16 protein-coding genes and 1 pseudogene are annotated in these 17904 nt (G+C 73.6%); 8 read left to right on the plus strand and 9 right to left on the minus strand.

The genetic code is table 11. The features are described 5' to 3' along the window. Positions 1-19: 19 nt before the first annotated feature. Genes ACWCYO_RS05720 through ACWCYO_RS05740 form a run of 5 tightly spaced genes read right to left on the minus strand, consistent with a single transcriptional unit; the run spans position 20 to position 5602 of the window. The gene (locus tag ACWCYO_RS05720; RefSeq protein ID WP_270141203.1) at positions 20-808 is read right to left on the minus strand and encodes a ribosome hibernation promotion factor; all 789 of its coding nucleotides are present in this window, start codon (positions 806-808) and stop codon (positions 20-22) included. A 27-nt stretch (positions 809-835) separates the two neighbouring features. Continuing rightward, positions 836-1831, minus strand: a complete 996-nt coding sequence (locus ACWCYO_RS05725) for a carbamate kinase (protein ID WP_449783493.1) — start codon at positions 1829-1831, stop codon at positions 836-838. Between the two features lie 2 nt (positions 1832-1833). Continuing rightward, positions 1834-2838, minus strand: a complete 1005-nt coding sequence (gene argF, locus ACWCYO_RS05730; RefSeq protein WP_270141207.1) for an ornithine carbamoyltransferase — start codon at positions 2836-2838, stop codon at positions 1834-1836. 25 nt (positions 2839-2863) lie between these two features. Continuing rightward, a complete protein-coding gene (locus tag ACWCYO_RS05735) occupies positions 2864-4087 on the minus strand; it encodes an arginine deiminase (RefSeq protein ID WP_270141208.1) in 1224 nt (407 codons plus the stop codon). An 18-nt stretch (positions 4088-4105) separates the two neighbouring features. Next, a complete protein-coding gene (locus tag ACWCYO_RS05740) occupies positions 4106-5602 on the minus strand; it encodes an amino acid permease (RefSeq protein WP_270141210.1) in 1497 nt (498 codons plus the stop codon). 400 nt (positions 5603-6002) lie between these two features. Between ACWCYO_RS05740 and ACWCYO_RS05745 the strand changes: the two genes are divergently transcribed. From ACWCYO_RS05745 to ACWCYO_RS05765, 5 genes are all read left to right on the plus strand, one after another. Beyond that, entirely contained in the window at positions 6003-6881 is an 879-nt protein-coding gene (locus ACWCYO_RS05745) for a universal stress protein (protein WP_449783494.1), read from the plus strand. Positions 6882-6934: 53 nt separating this feature from the next. Then, entirely contained in the window at positions 6935-7582 is a 648-nt protein-coding gene (locus ACWCYO_RS05750; RefSeq protein WP_449783495.1) for an Rv1733c family protein, read from the plus strand. A gap of 58 nt (positions 7583-7640) precedes the next feature. Continuing rightward, on the plus strand, positions 7641-8657 hold the full coding sequence (locus ACWCYO_RS05755) for an Acg family FMN-binding oxidoreductase (RefSeq protein ID WP_449783496.1): 1017 nt from the start codon (positions 7641-7643) through the stop codon (positions 8655-8657). A 169-nt stretch (positions 8658-8826) separates the two neighbouring features. Beyond that, positions 8827-9528, plus strand: coding sequence for a response regulator (locus ACWCYO_RS05760; protein WP_270141218.1), 702 nt, complete (start codon positions 8827-8829; stop codon positions 9526-9528). A gap of 107 nt (positions 9529-9635) precedes the next feature. Beyond that, on the plus strand, positions 9636-10019 hold the full coding sequence (locus tag ACWCYO_RS05765) for a pyridoxamine 5'-phosphate oxidase family protein (protein ID WP_449783497.1): 384 nt from the start codon (positions 9636-9638) through the stop codon (positions 10017-10019). A gap of 58 nt (positions 10020-10077) precedes the next feature. Here the strand turns inward: ACWCYO_RS05765 and ACWCYO_RS05770 are convergent, their stop codons facing one another. Beyond that, positions 10078-11763 (minus strand): GAF domain-containing protein, encoded by a 1686-nt coding sequence (locus ACWCYO_RS05770; RefSeq protein ID WP_449783559.1) that lies wholly within the window; start codon positions 11761-11763, stop codon positions 10078-10080. 214 nt (positions 11764-11977) lie between these two features. Between ACWCYO_RS05770 and ACWCYO_RS05775 the strand changes: the two genes are divergently transcribed. The 3 genes and pseudogenes from ACWCYO_RS05775 (at position 11978) to ACWCYO_RS05785 (ending at position 13678) form a co-directional block, all read left to right on the plus strand. Next, the gene (locus tag ACWCYO_RS05775) at positions 11978-12856 is read left to right on the plus strand and encodes a universal stress protein (protein WP_270141222.1); all 879 of its coding nucleotides are present in this window, start codon (positions 11978-11980) and stop codon (positions 12854-12856) included. A 187-nt stretch (positions 12857-13043) separates the two neighbouring features. Then, positions 13044-13487 (plus strand): annotated as a pseudogene (locus tag ACWCYO_RS05780) (aldehyde dehydrogenase family protein); the annotation flags it as partial. Further along, entirely contained in the window at positions 13463-13678 is a 216-nt protein-coding gene (locus tag ACWCYO_RS05785; protein WP_449783566.1) for a hypothetical protein, read from the plus strand. The pseudogene ACWCYO_RS05780 and the gene ACWCYO_RS05785, both read left to right, overlap by 25 nt. 558 nt (positions 13679-14236) lie before the next feature. On the opposite strand, the gene ACWCYO_RS05790 is transcribed toward ACWCYO_RS05785, so the two are convergent. Genes ACWCYO_RS05790 through ACWCYO_RS05800 form a run of 3 tightly spaced genes read right to left on the minus strand, consistent with a single transcriptional unit; the run spans position 14237 to position 17879 of the window. Next, positions 14237-15730: a hydrogenase large subunit gene (locus ACWCYO_RS05790; RefSeq protein ID WP_449783498.1), complete on the minus strand. Its 1494-nt coding sequence runs from the start codon at positions 15728-15730 to the stop codon at positions 14237-14239. Positions 15731-15732: 2 nt separating this feature from the next. Continuing rightward, positions 15733-17220 carry a proton-conducting transporter transmembrane domain-containing protein gene (locus ACWCYO_RS05795; RefSeq protein WP_449783499.1) on the minus strand — a complete coding sequence of 496 codons (1488 nt, stop codon included), beginning with the start codon at positions 17218-17220 and terminating at the stop codon, positions 15733-15735. Then, complete coding sequence (locus tag ACWCYO_RS05800) at positions 17220-17879, minus strand: hypothetical protein (RefSeq protein WP_449783500.1); 660 nt, start codon at positions 17877-17879, stop codon at positions 17220-17222. Before ACWCYO_RS05800 ends, ACWCYO_RS05795 begins: the two co-directional genes overlap by 1 nt. Positions 17880-17904: the final 25 nt, after the last annotated feature.

Below are 17904 nucleotides of genomic sequence, written 5' to 3' on the forward strand. Positions count from 1 at the left end.
GGCGCGGCTCCTCCAGCCGCTACCGCGCGGGCGTGATGAGGCCGTAGTGGCCGTCGTAGCGGTGGTAGAGGACGTTGCCCCGCCCGGTGGCGGTGTCGGTGAAGAAGACGAACGGCAACCCGGTGAGGTCGAGCCTCGACACCGCCTCGGCCACCGCCAGTTCCGGCACCCCGGCGGTGCTCACGGTGAGTCCCGGTTCCGGCTCGCCGACGGGCCCGGCGGTGGCCAGGCGGTGCCCGCCTGCGCGCTCGTCGCGGTAGACGACGCTGTCGCAGCCGGTGGTGGCGTCGGTGAACAGGTGGAAGTCGTAGTCCATGGCCTCCATCTCGAACACGGCGGCCCGGGCGCTCTGGCTGGGCAGGCTGTAAGCCTTGTGCCGCACGATCCGCCGCTCCTCCGGCGCCAGGCCTCGCCGGTGCGGGCGGTGCTCACGGGCCGCCTCGTCGTCCCAGGCACCGCGACCGGCCGGGACATGCTGGCGGCGGGGGTCGCGGTGCCGGTGTACCCGAGCGAGCCGGGCGGTCAGCCGGTCCTGAAGCAGGTCGACGGCCTCCTGCATGGTCGCGGCCGCCACGTGGGCGCGGACGGGGCGGCCGTTGAGGTCCACCACGGCCTGGGCGATGGCCGGCTTGACGACGGCGTGGTTGCTCTCCTGGGTGAGCTTCACCCGGGCCGCGAGCACCGGCTCGTGCTGCCGCTCGACGACGGCCAGCAGCTTCGCCTTGGCGTAGTCCGGCGCGGCGAGGGACACCTCTCCCCGGGTCTCGACCTGGATGTCGTGGGCGATCGGCGTGTGCAGACGGTTCATCAGGAGCCCTGCCTTTCGGATGTGGTTTCAGACTGCCGGGTGCCGGAGGGCGCCGTGGTCGGCCGCGCGGCCCGTCGGCAGGGCCGCACGGCCCTTCCCCGCGCCGTTCAGGGCGGCGCGGACGGTGGTCCCGGTGGTTCCCAGGACGGTTCCGAGGGCATTGTCGAGCGGGCCGATGACGGCCAGGCCTCCGGTCCGTTCGGCGAACGCGGCGGCGGCCTCGGCCTTGGGCCGCATCGACCCCTCGGGCAGGTCCAGCGCGCGCAGGCGCTCGGGTGTGGTGGTCACCAGCGGGCCGGGGTGGGCGGTGCCGTAGCGGGTGAACACGTGCGTGACGTCGGTGAGGATCAGCAGGGCGTCGGCGTCGAGCTGCTCGGCGAGGAGGGCTGCGGTGAGGTCCTTGTCGACGACGGCCTCGGTTCCCCGGAGCAGGCCGGTGTCGCGGTCGCGGACGACCGGGACGCCCCCGCCGCCCCCGCAGATCACCACCGCTGCGCCGCCCAGCAGGCGGCGGACGAGGGGCGCTTCGAGCACCGCCCGCGGTTCGGGCGACGGAACGACGCGGCGGTGGTGCGCGCCGTCCGGCGCCGTGGTCCAGCCGCGCTCGCGTTCCAGGGTCTCCGCCTGCTGCGCGCTGAGTTGCTGGCCGATGAACTTGGTGGGGTGGGTGAACGCCGGGTCGTGCGGGTCGACCTCGGTGTGGGTGACGAGGGCGGCGACCTCCCGTCCGGGGAGCCGGTTCATCAGTTCCCGCGCGAGCAGGGTGCCGATCATGCCCTGGGTCTGGGCGCCGAGCACGTCCAGCGGGTAGGGCGCGGTGAGGGCCGGGTCCGTCTCGCTCTCGACGGCGAGCAGGCCGATCTGCGGGCCGTTGCCGTGGGTGATCACCACCTCGTGCCCGGCCTCGACGAGCTCGGCGAGCGAGCGGGCCGCCTGGTGGACGTGGTGCAACTGGACCTCGGCGTCCGGGTGTTCGCCCCGCTGGAGCAGGGCGTTCCCGCCGAGGGCGGCGACGATGCGCACGGTCAGTTCCTCCCCAGGGTGGCGACCAGGATCGCCTTGATGGTGTGCATGCGGTTCTCGGCCTGGTCGAACACCAGCGAGGCGGGCGACTCGAAGACCTCATCGGTGACTTCGAGGCCCTCCAGTCCGTGTCGGGCGGCGAGTTCGGCGCCGAGGTCGGTGCGGGTGTCGTGCAGCGCCGGCAGGCAGTGCAGGAAGGCCGTGCCCGGGTTGCCGGTGGCGGCGAGGGTCTTGGCGTTGACCTGGTACGGCAGCAACTGCGCGATGCGGTCGGGCCAGTGGTCGTGGTCCTCGCCCATCGAAACCCACACGTCGGTGTAGAGGTAGTCGGCTCCGCGCACGGCCTGGGTCACGTCCTCGGTGACGGTCAGGCGGGCCCCGGCGTCCAGCGCGAGCGCCCGGCACGCGGCGACGCGCTCCGGCTCGGGCCACAGTGCGCGCGGCGCGGCGATCCGGACGTCCATGCCCAGCAGGCTTCCCATCGCCATCAGCGAGTTGGCGGTGTTGTTGCGGGCGTCGCCGAGGTAGCAGAAGGAGATCTCCTCCAGCGGCTTCCCGCTGTGCTCGCGCATCGTGAAGACGTCGCACAGGCTCTGGGTGGGGTGGCAGGCGTCGGTGAGACCGTTGTAGACCGGTACGCCGGCGCGGCGGGCGAGTTCCGTGACGGTCCCCTGGTCGAAGCCGCGGTACTGGATGGCGTCGTACATCCGGCCGAGGACGCGGGCGGTGTCGGCGACGCTCTCCTTGTGGCCGATGTGGGAACTGTCCGGGCCGAGGTAGGTGGTGGTGGCGCCCTGGTCGGCGGCGGCGACCTCGAAGGCGCAGCGGGTGCGGGTGGAGTTCTTCTCGAAGATCAGCGCGAGACGGCGGCCGGTGAGCCGGGGCGTCTCGGTGCCGGCCCGCTTCGCGGCCTTCAGCTCGGCGGCGAGGTCGAGCAGGTGGTGGATCTCGGCGGCGGTGAAGTCGAGTTCGTCCAGGTAGTGGCGGCCGTGCAGGTCGGTGGTCATGGCGGTTTCTCCTTTGTGGGGGTGGTCAGTTGGCGGGGTCGCGCTGGATGGGGCAGCTCATGCAGCGCGGGCCGCCGCGGCCCCGGCCGAGCTCGGATCCTGCGATGGTGACGATCTCGACGCCCTGCTTGCGCAGGTAGGTGTTGGTGGTGGTGTTGCGCTCGTAGCCGACGACGACGCCGGGTTCGAGGGCGAGGAAGTTGCTGCCGTCGTCCCACTGTTCGCGCTCGGCGGCGCGCATGTCCTGCTCGGCCGAGAGGAAGCGCACCTTGTCCAGGTCGAGGGCCTCGGCGAGCGAGGTGGCGAGGTCGGCGTCGGGACGGACGTCGAAGCCGGCAGGGCGCTCGGGGGCAGGTGTCAGGGTCCAGGAGCGCAGTCGGTCGGCGAGGCCTGGGTACACGGCGAAGGCGTCCCGGTCGATCATCGTCAGGACGGTGTCCAGGTGCATGAAGGCGCGGCTCTCGGGCAGCCGGACGGCGATCAGCCGGTGCGCGGTGCCGGTCAGGAACAGCTGCCGGGCGAGGGTCTCCACGGCCTGCGGGGTGGTGCGCTCACCCATTCCGACCATCACGACGCCCTCGGCGAGGACGTGGACGTCGCCGCCTTCCAGGGTGCTGCCCGGGGCCCGGACGGTGCCGTCCAGCAGCGGAGGCGCGGTTTCGGCGAACAGCGGGTGGAAGCGGTAGATCGCCGCGGTGTGCAGGGTCTCCCGGCGGCGGGCCGGGCGGGCCATCGGATTGAGGCTGTAACGCCCGCCGATCCAGCAGGAGTTGTCGCGCGGGAAGAGGTGGTTGGGAAGCGGCGGCAGGGCGAAGTCCTGCTCCCCCAGCGCGCTCCAGACCAGGCTGTGCGGGCTCTTCAGCGGCAGGTCGTCCTTGAGGACGCCGCCGATCAGGTACTCGGCGAGGGTCGGGCCGTCGAGGTCCTCGCACAGTGCCCGGACCAGGTCGACCAGGGCTGGACCGACGGTGGCCTCAGTGACGATCTGTCCGAGCAGCCAGGCCCGGGCCGGCGGCAGGGCGAGGGTCTCGCCGAGCAGGTCGGCGTAGTGGTGCACGCGGACGCCGTGGTCGCGCAGCACCTGGGCGAAGGCGTCGTGCTCCTCGCGGGCGCGCTTGGCCCACAGGATGTCGTCGAACAGCAGATCGTCGACGTTGCGGGGCGTGAGCCGGGCGAGTTCGAGGCCGGGGCGGTGCAGGATGACCTGGCGCAGGCGGCCGGCTTCGGAGTCGACACGCAGGGTGTTCATCGATGGTGCTCCTTGTTCTCAGTGCTGGTGCCGCGGGCGCAGGGCGCGGAGGATGATCGTCGGCAGGCCGACCGGGCGGGCCGTGCGGACCGGGTGGGCCACCGGCGCGGGGGCCGCTGTGCCGGTGCCGGAGGGCGCCGCCGGGGCCGTGGCGTTCCCGCTCCGCTCCCGCTTGAGCCAGATGTAGACCGGGATGCCGAGCAGGACGGTGAACAAGCCGTAGTAGACGGTCTGGTAGCCGCTGCCCTGGATCGACCAGTAGGAGAACGCCAGTGCGAGGACGGTGACGGTGACGTCCCGGGCCAGGCGCCGCCGGTCGAGCTCGGCGCGGCCGTGCTGCACCAGCCAGAGCAGCTGGGCGGCCGCGGACACCAGGTAGGGGATGACGGCGGTCAGGACGCTCAGCAGCACGATCTCGGTGAAGACCTTGGTGAACTGGGTGTAGCTGACCACGGTGAGCAGCGAGGCGAGCAGGGTGGCCGAGACGATGCCGAAGACGGGTACCTGGCCCTGTCCCCGGACCTTGGCGAAGGCGGAGGGGAACAGTCCGTCCCGGGCCGCGGCGAGCGGCATCTCGGCGCAGATCAGCGTCCAGCCGTTGAGTGCGCCGAGGCCGGAGACGATGGCGGCGGCGGCGACCAGGTTCCCGGCCCAGGTGCCGCCGGCAATGGTGTTGAACGCGTCGGTGAACGGTGCCGTGGAGCCCGTGAGTTGGGCGTGCGGGACGGTGCCGAAGACGGCCAGGGTGCCGAGCAGGTAGATCGCCGCGCAGGCCAGCGTGCCGTAGACGGTCGCGCGGCGCACGTTGCGCTTCGGGTCCCGGACCCGGCCCGCGGCGACCGAGGCGGTCTCCAGGCCGATGTAGCTGAACAGGGCGATGGCGCCCGCCGCCGAGACGGCGCCGAGGGCCGACCCCCCGCTCGCGTTGAAGGCCCCGAAGTTACCGGACTTGACGAACAGCAGTCCGGCGGTCGCCATGAAGCCCAGTGGCAGGAACTTCAGGACGGTGGTGACCACCTGGAAGGCGCCGATGTTCCGCACGCCCGTCAGGTTGACGGCCGCGGGCAGCCAGAGCCCGGCCAGCGCGATCGTGATCGACGCCCAGGTGTGGTGGCCCTTGTTGACGAACACCTCGACGTAGCCGACCCAGGCCACCGCGATGGCCGCGTTGCCCGCCCAGGCGGTGATCCAGTAGGACCAGGCGGTCAGGAACCCGGCGAACTCGCCGAATGCCTCCCGGGCGTAGACGTACGGGCCACCGCTGCCGGGCACCCGCTCGGACAGCCGCCCGAACACCACCGCCAGTGCGAGGGCGCCGACGGTCACGGCGACGAACGCCACCAGGGCGATCGGCCCGTAGGGGGCGAGCGCGGACGGCAGGGCGAACACCCCCGTCCCGATGATGCTGCCGACGACCAGCGCGGTCGCGGCGGGCAGCCCGAAACGTGTGTCGGTTCTCCGTTGCCCCGGGGCCGCCGCGGCGGCTCGTCGATCCGATTGGTCGGGTGCGGACATGAGGGTGCTCCTCGGTCAGAGTGGAAGTCCGGGGCGGGGGTCTTGCCCATCGCTCGCCGAGGAAGATCCTCGGTCCGCCGAGCGGCTCCGCCCCAGGGGCCGACGGTCCCTGTCCCCCGTGCCCGCGGTCCCGGTCCGCCCGCCCGGTGGTCCCGGCCCGGGCCGGGACCACCGGGGCCCGGCCCCGACCCGTCGCGGTCGACCCGAGGAGGTACCGCACCCGGGCGCACGGCCCGCCGCTCTCGCGACCGGGACCACCGCTGCCGTGACCAGGACCACCGGCCCAGCGGCCGGTCCCTTCGGTCCCTTCTGCCGCCCGGCGCCCGGGCGGCAGATTCGAGGCATGCCGGGCGGCGGCCGTCCGGGCTCGATGCCTTGATCTCACGAGGGGGAAACCACCATGACGCGCTGTGTCCTGACCGGAATCGACGGATCGCCGCAGAGCGAGGCCGCGGCCCTGTGGGCGGCCGCGGAGGCCCGCCGCCGGGGCCGCGCACTCCGGCTGCTGCACGCCTGGCCGTGGCTCGATGCCGGGACCGAGAACGTCTCGCGGCCCGGCGACCTGCGGCCGAGGGCGTTGGACGCGCTTCGCGGGATCGGCGACCGGATCCGGCACGACCACCCGGGCCTGCCGGTGGAGGTCGCGGTGATCTCGGACGATCCCGTCGACGGGCTGGTCGCCGCGGCGAAGGGGCAGGAGCTGCTGGTGCTCGGGTCCCGCGGGCTCGGCGGGTTCGCCGGTCTCCTGGTCGGTTCGGTGGGACTCGCGGTCGCAGCGGGCGCTCCCATTCCGACGGTGCTGGTCCGCTCCGGACAGGCACCCGCCGAACGGCCCGCGGCCGTCGAGGCGACCCGGGAGGTGCTGGTCGGTCTCGACGGCCGTGAACCCGGCGACGCCGTCGTCGAGTTCGCCGTCACCGAGGCGGAGCTGCGCGGCTGCCGGCTGCGCGTCGTGCACGGGTGGGACCTGGTGCCCGCCTGGGCCTACGGGGGCCTGATGCCGCCCCAGGTGGACCCGGTGGAGCAGGAGGCCGTCGAAGCGGCCCTGATGTCCCCGGTCCTCACCGACCTGAGGGCGAAGCACCCCGGTGTCGACATCGTCGAAGACATCCGCCTCGGCGGCGGAGCGCGGGCCCTGCTGGAGGCCTCCACCCATGCCGACCTCGTCGTCGTCGGCCGACGGGAAACCCGTCACCGCCTGGGTCCGCGCCTCGGCCCGGTCGCCCACGCGGTTCTGCACCACTGCGCCGCCCCGGTCGCCGTGGTCCCCCACCCGTGAGCCGTGCACACCCCTCGCCATCGCCCGCCCGAGCAGCGACAAGGAGCACCACCGTGGCCAGCACCCACCGCCCCGCCCGGCCCGACAGCCCGCCCGCACCGCCGTGCGGCCACCTGCGCCGGGCTCTCGGCCGGGAGCGCAATCCGCTCGGCCGTGCCCTCGACCGGGCCCGGAGCCGGGCGGTGGTGCTCACCGCCCTCGGGATCGCACTCGCGGCACTCCTCGGCGCCGGGGCCGCCGTCACCCACCTCGCGGACGGCTGGCGGCAGGCCGAGGCCACGGCCGCCCGCCTGCACCGCGTCGACGCCCTGGTGCAGGGCTCCGTCCGGAAGGCGGAAGCCACCGTCATAAGAGGGAAGGCCGTCTATCGCGCCGACGCGGCCTGGACCTACCCCGGCAACCAGCGCAACACCGGCAGCATCGACGTCCCCCGGACCACCGGGCCCGGCGCCACCGTCGGGATCTGGGTCGACCAGAGCGGCCGCCCGGCCGCCGCACCCCCGAGCGCCGCCGACCTGGTGGCCGACGCCGTGTTCCTGGGCCTGTTCCTGTTCGGCCTGCTCGGCGTTCTCGCCTCCGCGGGGCTCTGCGCGAGGCTGAGCGCCCTCGACCGTCGGGCCGACCGGGCGTGGACGCGGTCCTGGGCCCGATTGGAGCCCGTGTGGAGCGGCCGTGCCCCGCCCGGCAACCATCACGGCTGACCGGACACGACAGCACGGTTCCCCCTCCCCCAGCCGGATCCCCCCCGAAAGGAAGACCGTGGCAGACCAACCCGATACCACCGGTGACATCGCACGCGCCGTCGTCGCCGCCGCGTGTGCCGCACCGTCCATCCACAACACCCAGCCGTGGCGTTTCCGCTTCGACGAGGACACCCGGGTGTTCGAGGTGTACTCCGCCCCGGTCCACGGTTTGCCCCGGACCGATCCCGATGCCAGGGCGGTGCACGTCTCGGTCGGCGCGGCGCTGTTCAACCTCCGTGCCGCCGCAGTGCACTTCGGCCGGGAGCCGGTGGTGCGGCTGCTTCCCGACCCGGAGACCCCGGACCTGCTCGCCACCGTCCGGCTCGCCGGAAGACCACGGGCCGCCCTGACCCGTCGCCCCGACCTCTACCGGGCGATCTGGCGCAGGCGCACCAGCCGCTTCCCGTTCACGCCCGAGCCGGTACCGGCCGCCGTCCTGGCGGAACTCGCCGAGTGCGCCCACCAGGAAGGCGCGGAGCTGCTGCGCCCCGGCCCCGCCGGGAGGGCGCGACTGCTCGGCCTCACCGCCGACGCCGAACATCGCAACCGCAACGATCCGGCGCGCCGGGCCGAGAGTCTGCTCTGGATCGCCGGCCCCGACGACCGGGCGGGAATTCCGGCCTACGCCGCCGGGACGCAGGATGTCGGCGGACGTCTGCCCATGCGCGAATTCGTCCCCGGCACCGGTACGGGTCGGCCACAGGTCGCGTACGAGTCCGAGCCACGACTCCTCCTGCTGGCGACCCGCCACGACGGCCGGGCGGACTGGCTGCGCGCGGGCCAGGCGCTGCAGCACGCGCTGCTGCTGCTCACCCTGCGAGGCCTCCGTGCCTCCCTGTTCCACCAGGCCATGGAATGGCCCGACCTGCGGGCCCGCGCAGCGGCCGCGCTCCCGCACCACTGCGCGCCCCAGATGCTGCTGCGCGTCGGCCACGGGCCGGCCGGCTTCCCCACGCCGCGACGCCTGCCGGTCCCGCCGGTCACCCGGTGGAGCACCCTGACCCCCTCAGTGCCCGAGGAGGCCGCCGTGTGACGAGCCGGATCCCGCGCTCCTCGCTTCGCCCGCCTTGTCCCCGGCCGCCCCGGCGTCCCGGACGAGGTAGGGCCGGACGGCCCTATCGAAACCGCCCCGGGTCACGCCAGACTTGGTGGAGGTTTCACGCGGCCTGCCACCGGGGCGGGCCCACGGGGTTGGAGCGGTGATGACGGAGAGTCCGGCGGCTGGGACGAGCGGCTCAGTGACGGTGTTCCTGCTGGACGACCACGAGGTGGTCCGCCGGGGCGTGCACGACCTGCTGGACGCCGAGCCGGACCTCCAGGTGATCGGCGAGGCCGCCACTGTCGAGCAGGCGCTCGCCCGGGTCCCCGCGCTGCGCCCCGACGTCGCGATCCTCGACATGCGGCTGCCGGACGGCGACGGCGTGACGGTCTGCCGCGAACTGCGCTCCCGGATGCCCGAACTGATCTGCCTGATCCTCACCTCGTTCGACGACGAGGAGGCCCTCCTGGACGCCATCATGGCCGGGGCCGCCGGCTACGTCCTCAAGCAGATCAGCGGCACCGACCTGGTCTCCGCCGTACGCACGGTCGCCTCCGGCCAGTCGATGCTCGACCCCGGCGCCGCCACCCGGCTGATGGCCCGCCTGCGCGGCGACGCCGTCACCGAACAGAGCTCCGACCTGCCCCAGCTCACCGAACGCGAGCGGGAGGTCCTCGCCCTGGTCGGTGAGGGACTCACCAACCGCCAGATCGGCCAGCGGCTCTACCTCGCCGAGAAGACCGTCAAGAACCACATCTCCCGCCTGCTCGCCAAACTCGGCGTGGAACGCCGGGTGCAGGCCGCCCTGATCGCCACCCAGACCCTGGCCACCCACGGGCAGCCGACCGGTCGGCCCGGCCGCTGAACCAGCCGCCCCGGGACACCCGCCCCACCGACCAGGTCCGGTCGGCATCCTCGCCGGGGACCAACGGCCCCTCCCCCGGCGCCCGATGCGGCGACACCATCGATGCCATGACACCTGACACCACGCCGCTGGACGGGCGAGAGTGCCGACGGCTCCTCGCCGGCCTCTCGGTCGGCCGGGTCGTCTACACCCTCGGTGCCCTGCCCGCCGTTCAACCCATCCAATACAGGCTCGGCGCCGACGGCAGCGTCCTGCTGAGCGCCACCGCCGGTTCCGAGCTGGTCCGAGCGGTCTCCGGCGCGCTGGTGGCCTTCGAGGCCGGGGAGCTCGACGCGGCAGACGGCACCGGCTGGAGCGTGACCGTCCTCGGCCGCGCCGACGTCACACCCGACCGGACGGCAACCGGCCCGACCGACACGGTCACCGTCCGCATCCTTCCCGAGCTGGTGAGCGGCCGCCTGTTCCCGCCGACCCGCCTGGTCCAACGCTGACCAGATCACCGCCTCCAGCCAGCGGACGGCACGACGAAGGCGGTGCCGACAGGCCGGGTCAGTGTTCCAGCGGCACCGACCAGGACAACCTGGTGCCGCCGGTCTCCGGAGAGGCCAGCTCGAAAACGCCCCCCAGGGCCTCGGCCCGCTCCGCGAGGTTGCGCAGCCCGCTGCGCCGCCCCTGTTCCGGGATGCCCACCCCGTCGTCCTGCACCGTGAGCACCACCCGCGACCCGGTCGCCTGCAGCACCACCTCGACCCGCCCGGCCCGGGCGTGCCGGGCCGCGTTGCTCAGCGCTTCTCCCAGGACCGCCACCACATGGTCGGCCACCTCCGTGGGCACGTCCGTGTCGAGTAGGCCCTCCATGCTCAGCCTGGGCGGGAAGCCCAGCGCGGCCTGCGCCTCCTCGGCCACCCGCACCACGCGCGACCGCAGGCCCTGGCCGCCCTTCTCCTCCCGCGCCCGCAGGCCGAAGATCGTCGACCTGATGATCTTGATGGTCTCGTCCAGGTCCCCCACCGCACGCAGCACCCGGTCCGATGCGCCGGGATGATCGATGACCCGGGCCGCGCTCTGCAGCGTCATCCCCGTCGCGAACAGTCGCTGGATGGCCAGGTCGTGCAGGTCCCGGGCGATCCGGTCGCGGTCCTCCAACATCGCCAGTTGCTCGACGTCGCGGCGGCGTTCCGCCAGCTCCAGGGCCAGCGCGGCCTGGTCGGCGAAGCCCAGCAGCGGGCCGATCTCCCGGTCGGTGAACTCGGGCCGGCCCGCCTTCCTGGCCAGCAGCAGCACGCCGTCGATCTGTCCCTCGGCCCGGCCCAGTGGGACCGCGACTGCCGGTCCGAGCCCGGCGAAGCGGCTCGGCCCGGCGGAGAGCCGGGGATCGCCGGCCAGGTCCACCGTGGTCACCGGCACCCCCGAGGCGCAGGCCGCACCCGACAGCGACCCCTCCAGCGGCACCACCAGGCTCGACCGGCCGACCGCGTCGCCGCCGAGCGCCAGTTCCACGCGGACCGTTCCCGTCCCCGGCACCGGAACGGAGACGTCCGCCAGGTCCGCGCCGGTGATCTCCCGCGCCCGCTGGGCGATCAGCTCCAGCACCTCGGAGCGGGATCCGCCGGACAGCAGGGCGCGGGTGATCTCCGCACTCGCGCTCAGCCAGTGCTGCTGGCGCTGGGCCTCCTCGTACAGCCGGGCGTTGTCGATCGCCACGCCGGCCGCGACCGCCAGGGTGGAGATCACGGACTCGTCGTCGGCGTCGAACTCCTCACCGCCCCGCTTGTCCGTCAGGTAGAGGTTCCCGAACACCTCCTCGCGCACACGCACCGGCACGCCCAGGAAGCTCCGCATCACGGGGTGGTGCGCCGGGCACCCGAACGACGAGGGGTGCGCGGACAGGTCTTCCAGCCGCAACGGCTCCGGGTGGCGGATCAGCTGGCCCAACAGGCCCCGACCGGTCGGGTAGGGGCCGATCCGGGCGATCTCCTCCTCCGTCAGGCCCACCGTGAGGAACTGCGACAGCGTCTCCCCGTCCGGCCCGATCACCCCGAGCGCCGCGTACCGGGCGTCCACCAGGACCGCCGCCGCCTCCACGATCCGCCGCAGCACCTGCGTCAGATCCAGCTCCCGGCCGACCGACAGCACCGCCTCCAGCAGGCTGTGCACCCGGTCCCGGGTGCCCCGGGCCGCGTCGATCCGCGCCTGAAGCTCCTCCAGCAACTCGTCCAACCGCAGTTGCGGCATCCGTGACCGCACCGTCTCGCCGCTCACGGGCTCCTCCTCATCGCCGAAGTCGCGGCCGATTCTCGCAGACGGCCACCGGATCCCGGGACCTTCGGTACCGAGGTGGGGCTGCTCGGCCCCTGTGACCGACCGTCGGCACGGCGGGAGTCTGGTCGCCGGACGGGACCGCGCCTACGGGTGTCGCGGTCCTCCGCCGACCAGGGAGGTCACAGAGATGTCGCACAGCGTGGTGGTGGGGATCGACGGCTCGGCACAGAGTGCGGCGGCGGCCGAGTGGGCTGCCCTCGAGGCCCGCCGGAACGGGCTCGCGCTGCGGATGGTCCATGTCGCCGGCGGCGAGGTGGAGGCGCTCGACCGCGACCTCGGCGGCGACAGCGCGCTGCCGGGCCCGGTGGCCGCGATCCGGGACCGGATCACGGCCGAGCTACCCGAACTGGCGCTCTCCTGCGAGATCATCCCCGGGAACCCGGCCCACGCGCTGGCCGCCACCGCCCGGCGGGCCACGATGCTGGTCCTGGGCTCGCGCGGCCTGGGCGGCTTCGCCGACCTCCTGGTCGGTTCGGTCGGGTTGCGCGCCACCGCCCGCGCAGACTGCCCGGTGGTGCTGGTCCGCGCCGGCTCGGACGGAGGAACCGGAACGGACGGACCGACCACGGCGCCCGGAGCCGTCGTCGTGGGCGTCGAGGGCGACCGGCCGTGCGACGCGGTGCTCGCCTTCGCCTTCCAGCACGCGGCCGGCACCGGCGCCGCCCTACGGGTGATGGAGAGCCGGGACACATTCCGCGGCCCGTACACCACCGAGGCGCCGGTGGGCATGCGGGAGATCGGGGAGTCCCTGGCGGCCGCCGAGCAGGTGCGACTCCAGGACGCGCTGTCGCGCTGGCGGGACAAGTTCCCCGAGGTCCGCACGACGGCGGAGGTGTGCCCGTGGAGCCCAAGCCGGATGCTCGTGGAGGCCTCCCGCACCGCGTCGCTGGTCGTCCTCGGCCGGCGCGCTCCCAAGCACCCGATGGCCGGACCCCGGCTGGGGGCGGTGGCCCAGTCGGTGCTGCACCACACCCACTGCCCCGTCGCCGTCGTACCGCACCGTTGAACCACCGGTCGCACCCGGGTCCCTGACACGGGACCAACCGCGCGGCGGACCCGGGACCTTCGGCCGCGAGCGGGTCCCATTGGGCCGGTCCCCCGGCGCCCCGCACGAGGAAGCCTGGAAGGGACGGCGCGCGTGGCACCCGCCCGGTGCCCTGACATCGGACGATGATCCGGAAAGGCAGTCCAGCATGGCCCGTCGCCCGCGGCACGAGTCGAAGGCGGCTTCCGAGAGCAGCAGCCTTCCCGCCCCCGAGCCGACCGCCGTCGACCGCCCAGTGCGCAACGCGCTCGACGCGCTGGCCGCGTACGCCTCCTTCACCCAGGAACAGGTCGACCACATCGTCAGGAAGGCCTCGCTGGCCGCACTGGAACGGCACACCGCGCTCGCGGTGCTGGCCGTGGAGGAGACCGGCCGCGGGGTCTTCGAGGACAAGGCGGTCAAGAACGTCTTCGCCTGCGAGAACGTCACCCACGTGATGGCCCGGACCAGGACGGTCGGGGTGGTCCACCGGGACGAGATCGACGGCATCGTCGAGATCGCCGAGCCGGTCGGCGTGGTCGCCGGCATCACCCCGGTGACCAACCCGACCTCGACCGTGATCTTCAAGTGCCTGCTGGCGCTGAAGACGAGGGCGTCGCCGCCTTCGCCGCCTCGCTCGGCAACGTCACCCGGGTCGACGTCCTGCCCTTCCACAAACTCGGCGCCGCCAAGTGGCGCGCACTCGGCCTCGACTTCCCCCTCGCCGACACCCCGGTGCCCACGCCGGACCAGATCGCCCGAGCCCGAGCGATCTTCGCCGCACAGGGCCTGCACACCGTCTGAACCCGGACGGGTTCCCCGGCAGGTCCCGGGCCGCGGTACGGCTGCTCAGCACCGGCGCCCGGACCATCCCGGTTCCACCTGCTCCCAAGCGGACTCCCAGCTCCGCTGGGCCCGCCGATCCAGCTGGTGGCGGCCACCCCTGCCTACCGAATCCGAGCACGGAGACCGTGCCGATGCCCGCCAGGACGGCGTCCGAGACGATCAGTTCGTTCGACCTGGGCACGCTGATCGGCAGTCCGGCGTCGCTCAGCCCGACCCGGACGGCCGTCCCGATGGCCGTGCCGTCCGGTACGGGGATGCTGCCGGTACCGGGCCCGGCCGGATACGCCCACCGCGCCGGGGCGTGCTCCCGCGCGCTGCCTGCCCGGGGATTGTCCGGTACGACAAGAGCCGTATGCCGGGAGACTGTCACCCGACCTCGCCAAGGTTCGCATGAACGCCAAGCACGCCACAGCCCTGCTGCGGGCTCTGCTCGCACTGACGAACGCGGAGAGCCCCCGCCGGCGGATGACGGTCGGGTGGTTGTGATCCTCGGGGCCCAAGAACTGATCTGCCGGGTCACAGGTCGTTGCCGGCATAGGAGAGGTTGAAGCTCTTGTTGGTGAGGGGGAAGTCGGGGACGATCGTGTCCGCGAGGGCGACCGGCAGGGCGGGCCAGTTGAAGAAGGACGGGTCGACGATCTTGACGCGGCTCAGGCGACCGTCGGCGGCGAGTTCGATCCGGGTGGCGATGGTGCCGCGCCAGCCCTCGGCGAGGCCGCTGCCGCTGCTCGGCCGGTGATTGCCGTACGGACGCGGCCAGTCCACGGTGGCGCCGAGGGGCAGCCCATCGGCGAGGCGCTCGGCCAGGGCGAGTGAGGTCTGTGTTTCCTGGGCTCGGATGCGGAAGCGGGCGAGGACGTCGCCGCCTGGCAGGGCATGGGTGGTGAGGGTGTCGCCGTAGTCGTGGTCGGGGTGGGCGTGGCGGGCATCGGTGGGCAGGCTGCTGGCGCGGGCGACGGGGCCGAGGCAGCCGAGGCCCTGGGCGGCGTCGGGTGTGAGGACGGCGGTGCCGGTGAAGCGGTCGAGGATGGTGCGGTGGCCGAGCGCGAGGTCGACCAGGTCGGCCACGTCGGCGGCGACCGCCCGCAGCCGGTCCGGCGATGGCAGGGCGCGCAGGGTGCAGCCGCCGGGCCGGATGCCGCCGCGTAGGAGGCGGTGGCCGGTGATCTCCCGGTTGAGGCGCAGGAGTTGCTCGCGGATGCGCCAGGCGTGGGCGTTGAGGATGCCGTGGCCGACGTCGTTGCACAGGGCGCCGAGGTCGGCGACGTGGTTGTGGACGCGTTCGAGTTCGAGTAGCAGGGCGCGGGCGGCCCGGGCCTCGGCCGGCACGGCTGTCTGGGTGGCGTGTTCGAGGGCGAGGCAGTAGGCGAGGGCGTGGCCGACGGCGGTGTCACCGCTGACGCGCTCGGCGAGGGCGACGGCCTCGGCCGGGTCCCGGCCCTCGAAGTGCTTCTCGATGCCCTTGTGGACGTACCAGAGGCGGGCCTTGAGCTTGAGGATGGTCTCGCCGACGACGGAGAAGCGGAAGTGGCCGGGTTCGATGAGGCCGGCGTGGACGGGGCCGACCGGGATCTCGTACACGCCCGGCCCCTCGACGGTGAGGAAGGGGAACGGGCCCTCGGGTTCGCCGAACGGCGGGGGCGGTCCGGCGTCCGGGCGCATCGGGTACCAGCCGCGCGGCCAGTGCGGGTGGCGGACGAGCCGCCGGGGCAGTGGGTGGTCGAGGGGGACGATGCCGTGCAGGTCGCGCATCTCCCGTTCGAACCGGCCTGCGGGAAAGGAGATTCCGGCAAGGCTGGGCACGGCCGGGTACCGCGGGTCGAGGTGGACGTGCAGTTCGGTGCGGGTGTCGGGCGGGCCCTGGACGAAGAGGTACACCACGCGAACTTCGCCCGGGTCGTGGTGCGCGGCGACCAGGGCGAGCCGGTTACCGGCGGCGAGCAGGTCGGCTGCCTGACCGGGGAGTTCGGCGGGGCCGAGGTCGATCGTGGCGTGCTGTACGGGTGGCACGGTCAGTGGCCTCCGATCTGCGCGGCGGCGGTCAGCAGCTCGTTCAGCGGGTGGATGGTGACGCCGAGGGCCGCGCAGACTGCGAGTCCGCCCGCCAGTGGTACCCACACCGCGAACCCGGCACGCTCCGGGGCCGCCGCCGCGTCGGCAGGTCGGGGGCCGAGCAGCATCCGGGCGGTGCGCGCGGTGATCGCGGCGAACGAGGCCAGGACGAGGGCCAGTGCGAAGGTGGTGGCCCAGCCGAGTGGGGAGGCGAACCCGGCGCGGGCGATGGCGAGTTCGGAGGCGAAGAGGCTGAACGGCGGCAGTGCGAGCAGGGCGAGGACGGCCAGGCCGAAGGTGCCGCCGAGCGCGGGGGCACGGGCGAGCAGGCCGCGCACCCGGCCGATCCGGGTGGTGCGGGTCAGGTGCAGGATGTGCCCGGAGGAGCAGAACGCGACGCCCTTGGCGAGCCCGTGGCCGGCCATGTGCAGCAGCATGGCGGACAGCGCCAGCCGGCTGCCGACGGCGGCGGCCAGCGCGATCAGGCTCATGTGTTCCATGCTCGAATAGGCGAGCAGGCGCTTGTAGTCCCGCTGCCCGAGCAGCAGGGCCGTGGCGAGGGCGAGGGTGATCAGCGCTGTCCAGAGCAGCATGCTGCGGGCGAAGTGGGGGCCGAGTGCGGCGTCGGCGATCAGTTTGTAGCGCAGGACGGCGGTGAAGGCGACGGCCAGCAGGACGCCGGACATCAGCGCCGAGACTGGGGCGGGGGCCTGGCTGTGGGCGTCGGGCAGCCAGGCGTGCAGCGGGACGAGGCCGGCCTTGGCACCGAACCCGAGCAGGGCAAGGGCCGTGCCGAGCCGTACGGTGCGCTGGTCGAGGCGGTCGGCGTGGGCGAGCAGGGTCGGCCAGTCCAGGGCCTTGGCCTCGGAGATGCCGGCGTGCCGGGCGGCGTAGTAGACGAGGACGGTGCCGAGGAAGGCCAGGGCGATGCCGGCCGAGCAGATGACCACGTACTTCCAGGCGGCCTCGACGCCGGCGCGGGTGCGACGGTGGCCGACCAGGAAGGCGGTGACGATGGTGGTGGCCTCGACGGCGACCCAGAGCACACCGAGGTTGGCGGTGAGGGTGGCCAGGGCCATGGCCGCGAGGAACAGGTGCACGAGGGCGCCGAAGCGCCGCGCGGAGCCCTCGTCGGCGTGCCCGCCGGCGCGTTCGGCGGCCAGGTAGGCGGGGGCCGCAGCGCAGGCGAGCGTGCCGACCGCGCCGACGCCGAGCAGGATCCACACCGCCAGCGCGTCGGCGCGCAGTAGCCCCCCGTACGCGGAGCGCGGCCCGTGACCGGGCACGTCGGTGGCGAGGGCGGCGGCACAGGCCAGGATCGCGGCCGGGGAGAGCAGCCCGGCCCACGCGGTCGCGGGCCGCCAGCCGGTGGCGGCGTAGCCGGCCGCGACGGCGGTGGGCGTCGCGATTGGCAGGGTGAGCAGGAGCGCGGAGGTATCGGGGGGCATCAGTCGTGCAGCCTTCGCAGGTCGTCGAGGTCGGTGCTGCCGAAGGCGGCGCGCATCCGGGTGGTGAGGATCTGCAGGACGAGGACGGCGAACAGAACGTCGAAGGAGACGCCGAGTTCGACGATCAGCGGGACGCCGGAGGTGGCGAGGAAGGCGACGGCGGTGATGCCGTTGTCGACCAGCAGGAAGCCGACCACCTGGGAGAGCGCGTGGCGGCGGGTGACCAGGGCGAAGAAGCCGATGAGGACGACGGCCAGCCCGACCGGCAGCGCTCGGGTGGCGGGCGAGGGCGCGAGTTCGGTGAGCGGGCGGGCGACGGCGTACGCGAGCAGGGTGAGCGCGGCGGCGGTCAGCAGCGAGGCGGCGACGTTGACCAGTGGTGTGGTCTCCTGCGTGCCGCCGCTGGCGGTGAGCGCGCGGCGCATCAGGTGGGGCAGCACGCCGGCCCGTAGGACGGCGATGCCGGCGGCCACCCCGAAGAGGTCCCAGCGGTGCTCATGGACGGCGAGCAGCGCCGCGATGGCGGCGAGTGCCGCGCCTTGGGCGGCGAACACCCGGACGATGGCGGAGAGTTCGCGCCGCCACAGCACCAGAACGGCGGCCAGCAGCAGGATTCCGCAGGCGAGGTCGAGTAATTGGGTGAAGATGCCGTCGCTCATCGGCGTCGGGTCCAGGGATTCATCG

This window comes from Kitasatospora sp. NPDC001683 (genome assembly GCF_053596495.1).

Bases quoted from the DNA above. Each gene is read 5' to 3' on its own strand.
- ACWCYO_RS05745 (WP_449783494.1), top strand. From the start codon at position 6,003: ATGACGCGCTGTGTCCTGACCGGAATCGACGGATCGCCGCAGAGCGAG.
- argF (WP_270141207.1), bottom strand. From the start codon at position 2,838: ATGACCACCGACCTGCACGGCCGCCACTACCTGGACGAACTCGACTTC.
- ACWCYO_RS05800 (WP_449783500.1), bottom strand. From the start codon at position 17,879: ATGAGCGACGGCATCTTCACCCAATTACTCGACCTCGCCTGCGGAATC.
- ACWCYO_RS05770 (WP_449783559.1), bottom strand. From the start codon at position 11,763: ATGCCGCAACTGCGGTTGGACGAGTTGCTGGAGGAGCTTCAGGCGCGG.
- ACWCYO_RS05795 (WP_449783499.1), bottom strand. From the start codon at position 17,220: ATGCCCCCCGATACCTCCGCGCTCCTGCTCACCCTGCCAATCGCGACG.
- ACWCYO_RS05775 (WP_270141222.1), top strand. From the start codon at position 11,978: ATGTCGCACAGCGTGGTGGTGGGGATCGACGGCTCGGCACAGAGTGCG.
- ACWCYO_RS05765 (WP_449783497.1), top strand. From the start codon at position 9,636: ATGACACCTGACACCACGCCGCTGGACGGGCGAGAGTGCCGACGGCTC.
- ACWCYO_RS05735 (WP_270141208.1), bottom strand. From the start codon at position 4,087: ATGAACACCCTGCGTGTCGACTCCGAAGCCGGCCGCCTGCGCCAGGTC.
- ACWCYO_RS05740 (WP_270141210.1), bottom strand. From the start codon at position 5,602: ATGTCCGCACCCGACCAATCGGATCGACGAGCCGCCGCGGCGGCCCCG.
- ACWCYO_RS05760 (WP_270141218.1), top strand. From the start codon at position 8,827: ATGACGGAGAGTCCGGCGGCTGGGACGAGCGGCTCAGTGACGGTGTTC.
- ACWCYO_RS05720 (WP_270141203.1), bottom strand. From the start codon at position 808: ATGAACCGTCTGCACACGCCGATCGCCCACGACATCCAGGTCGAGACC.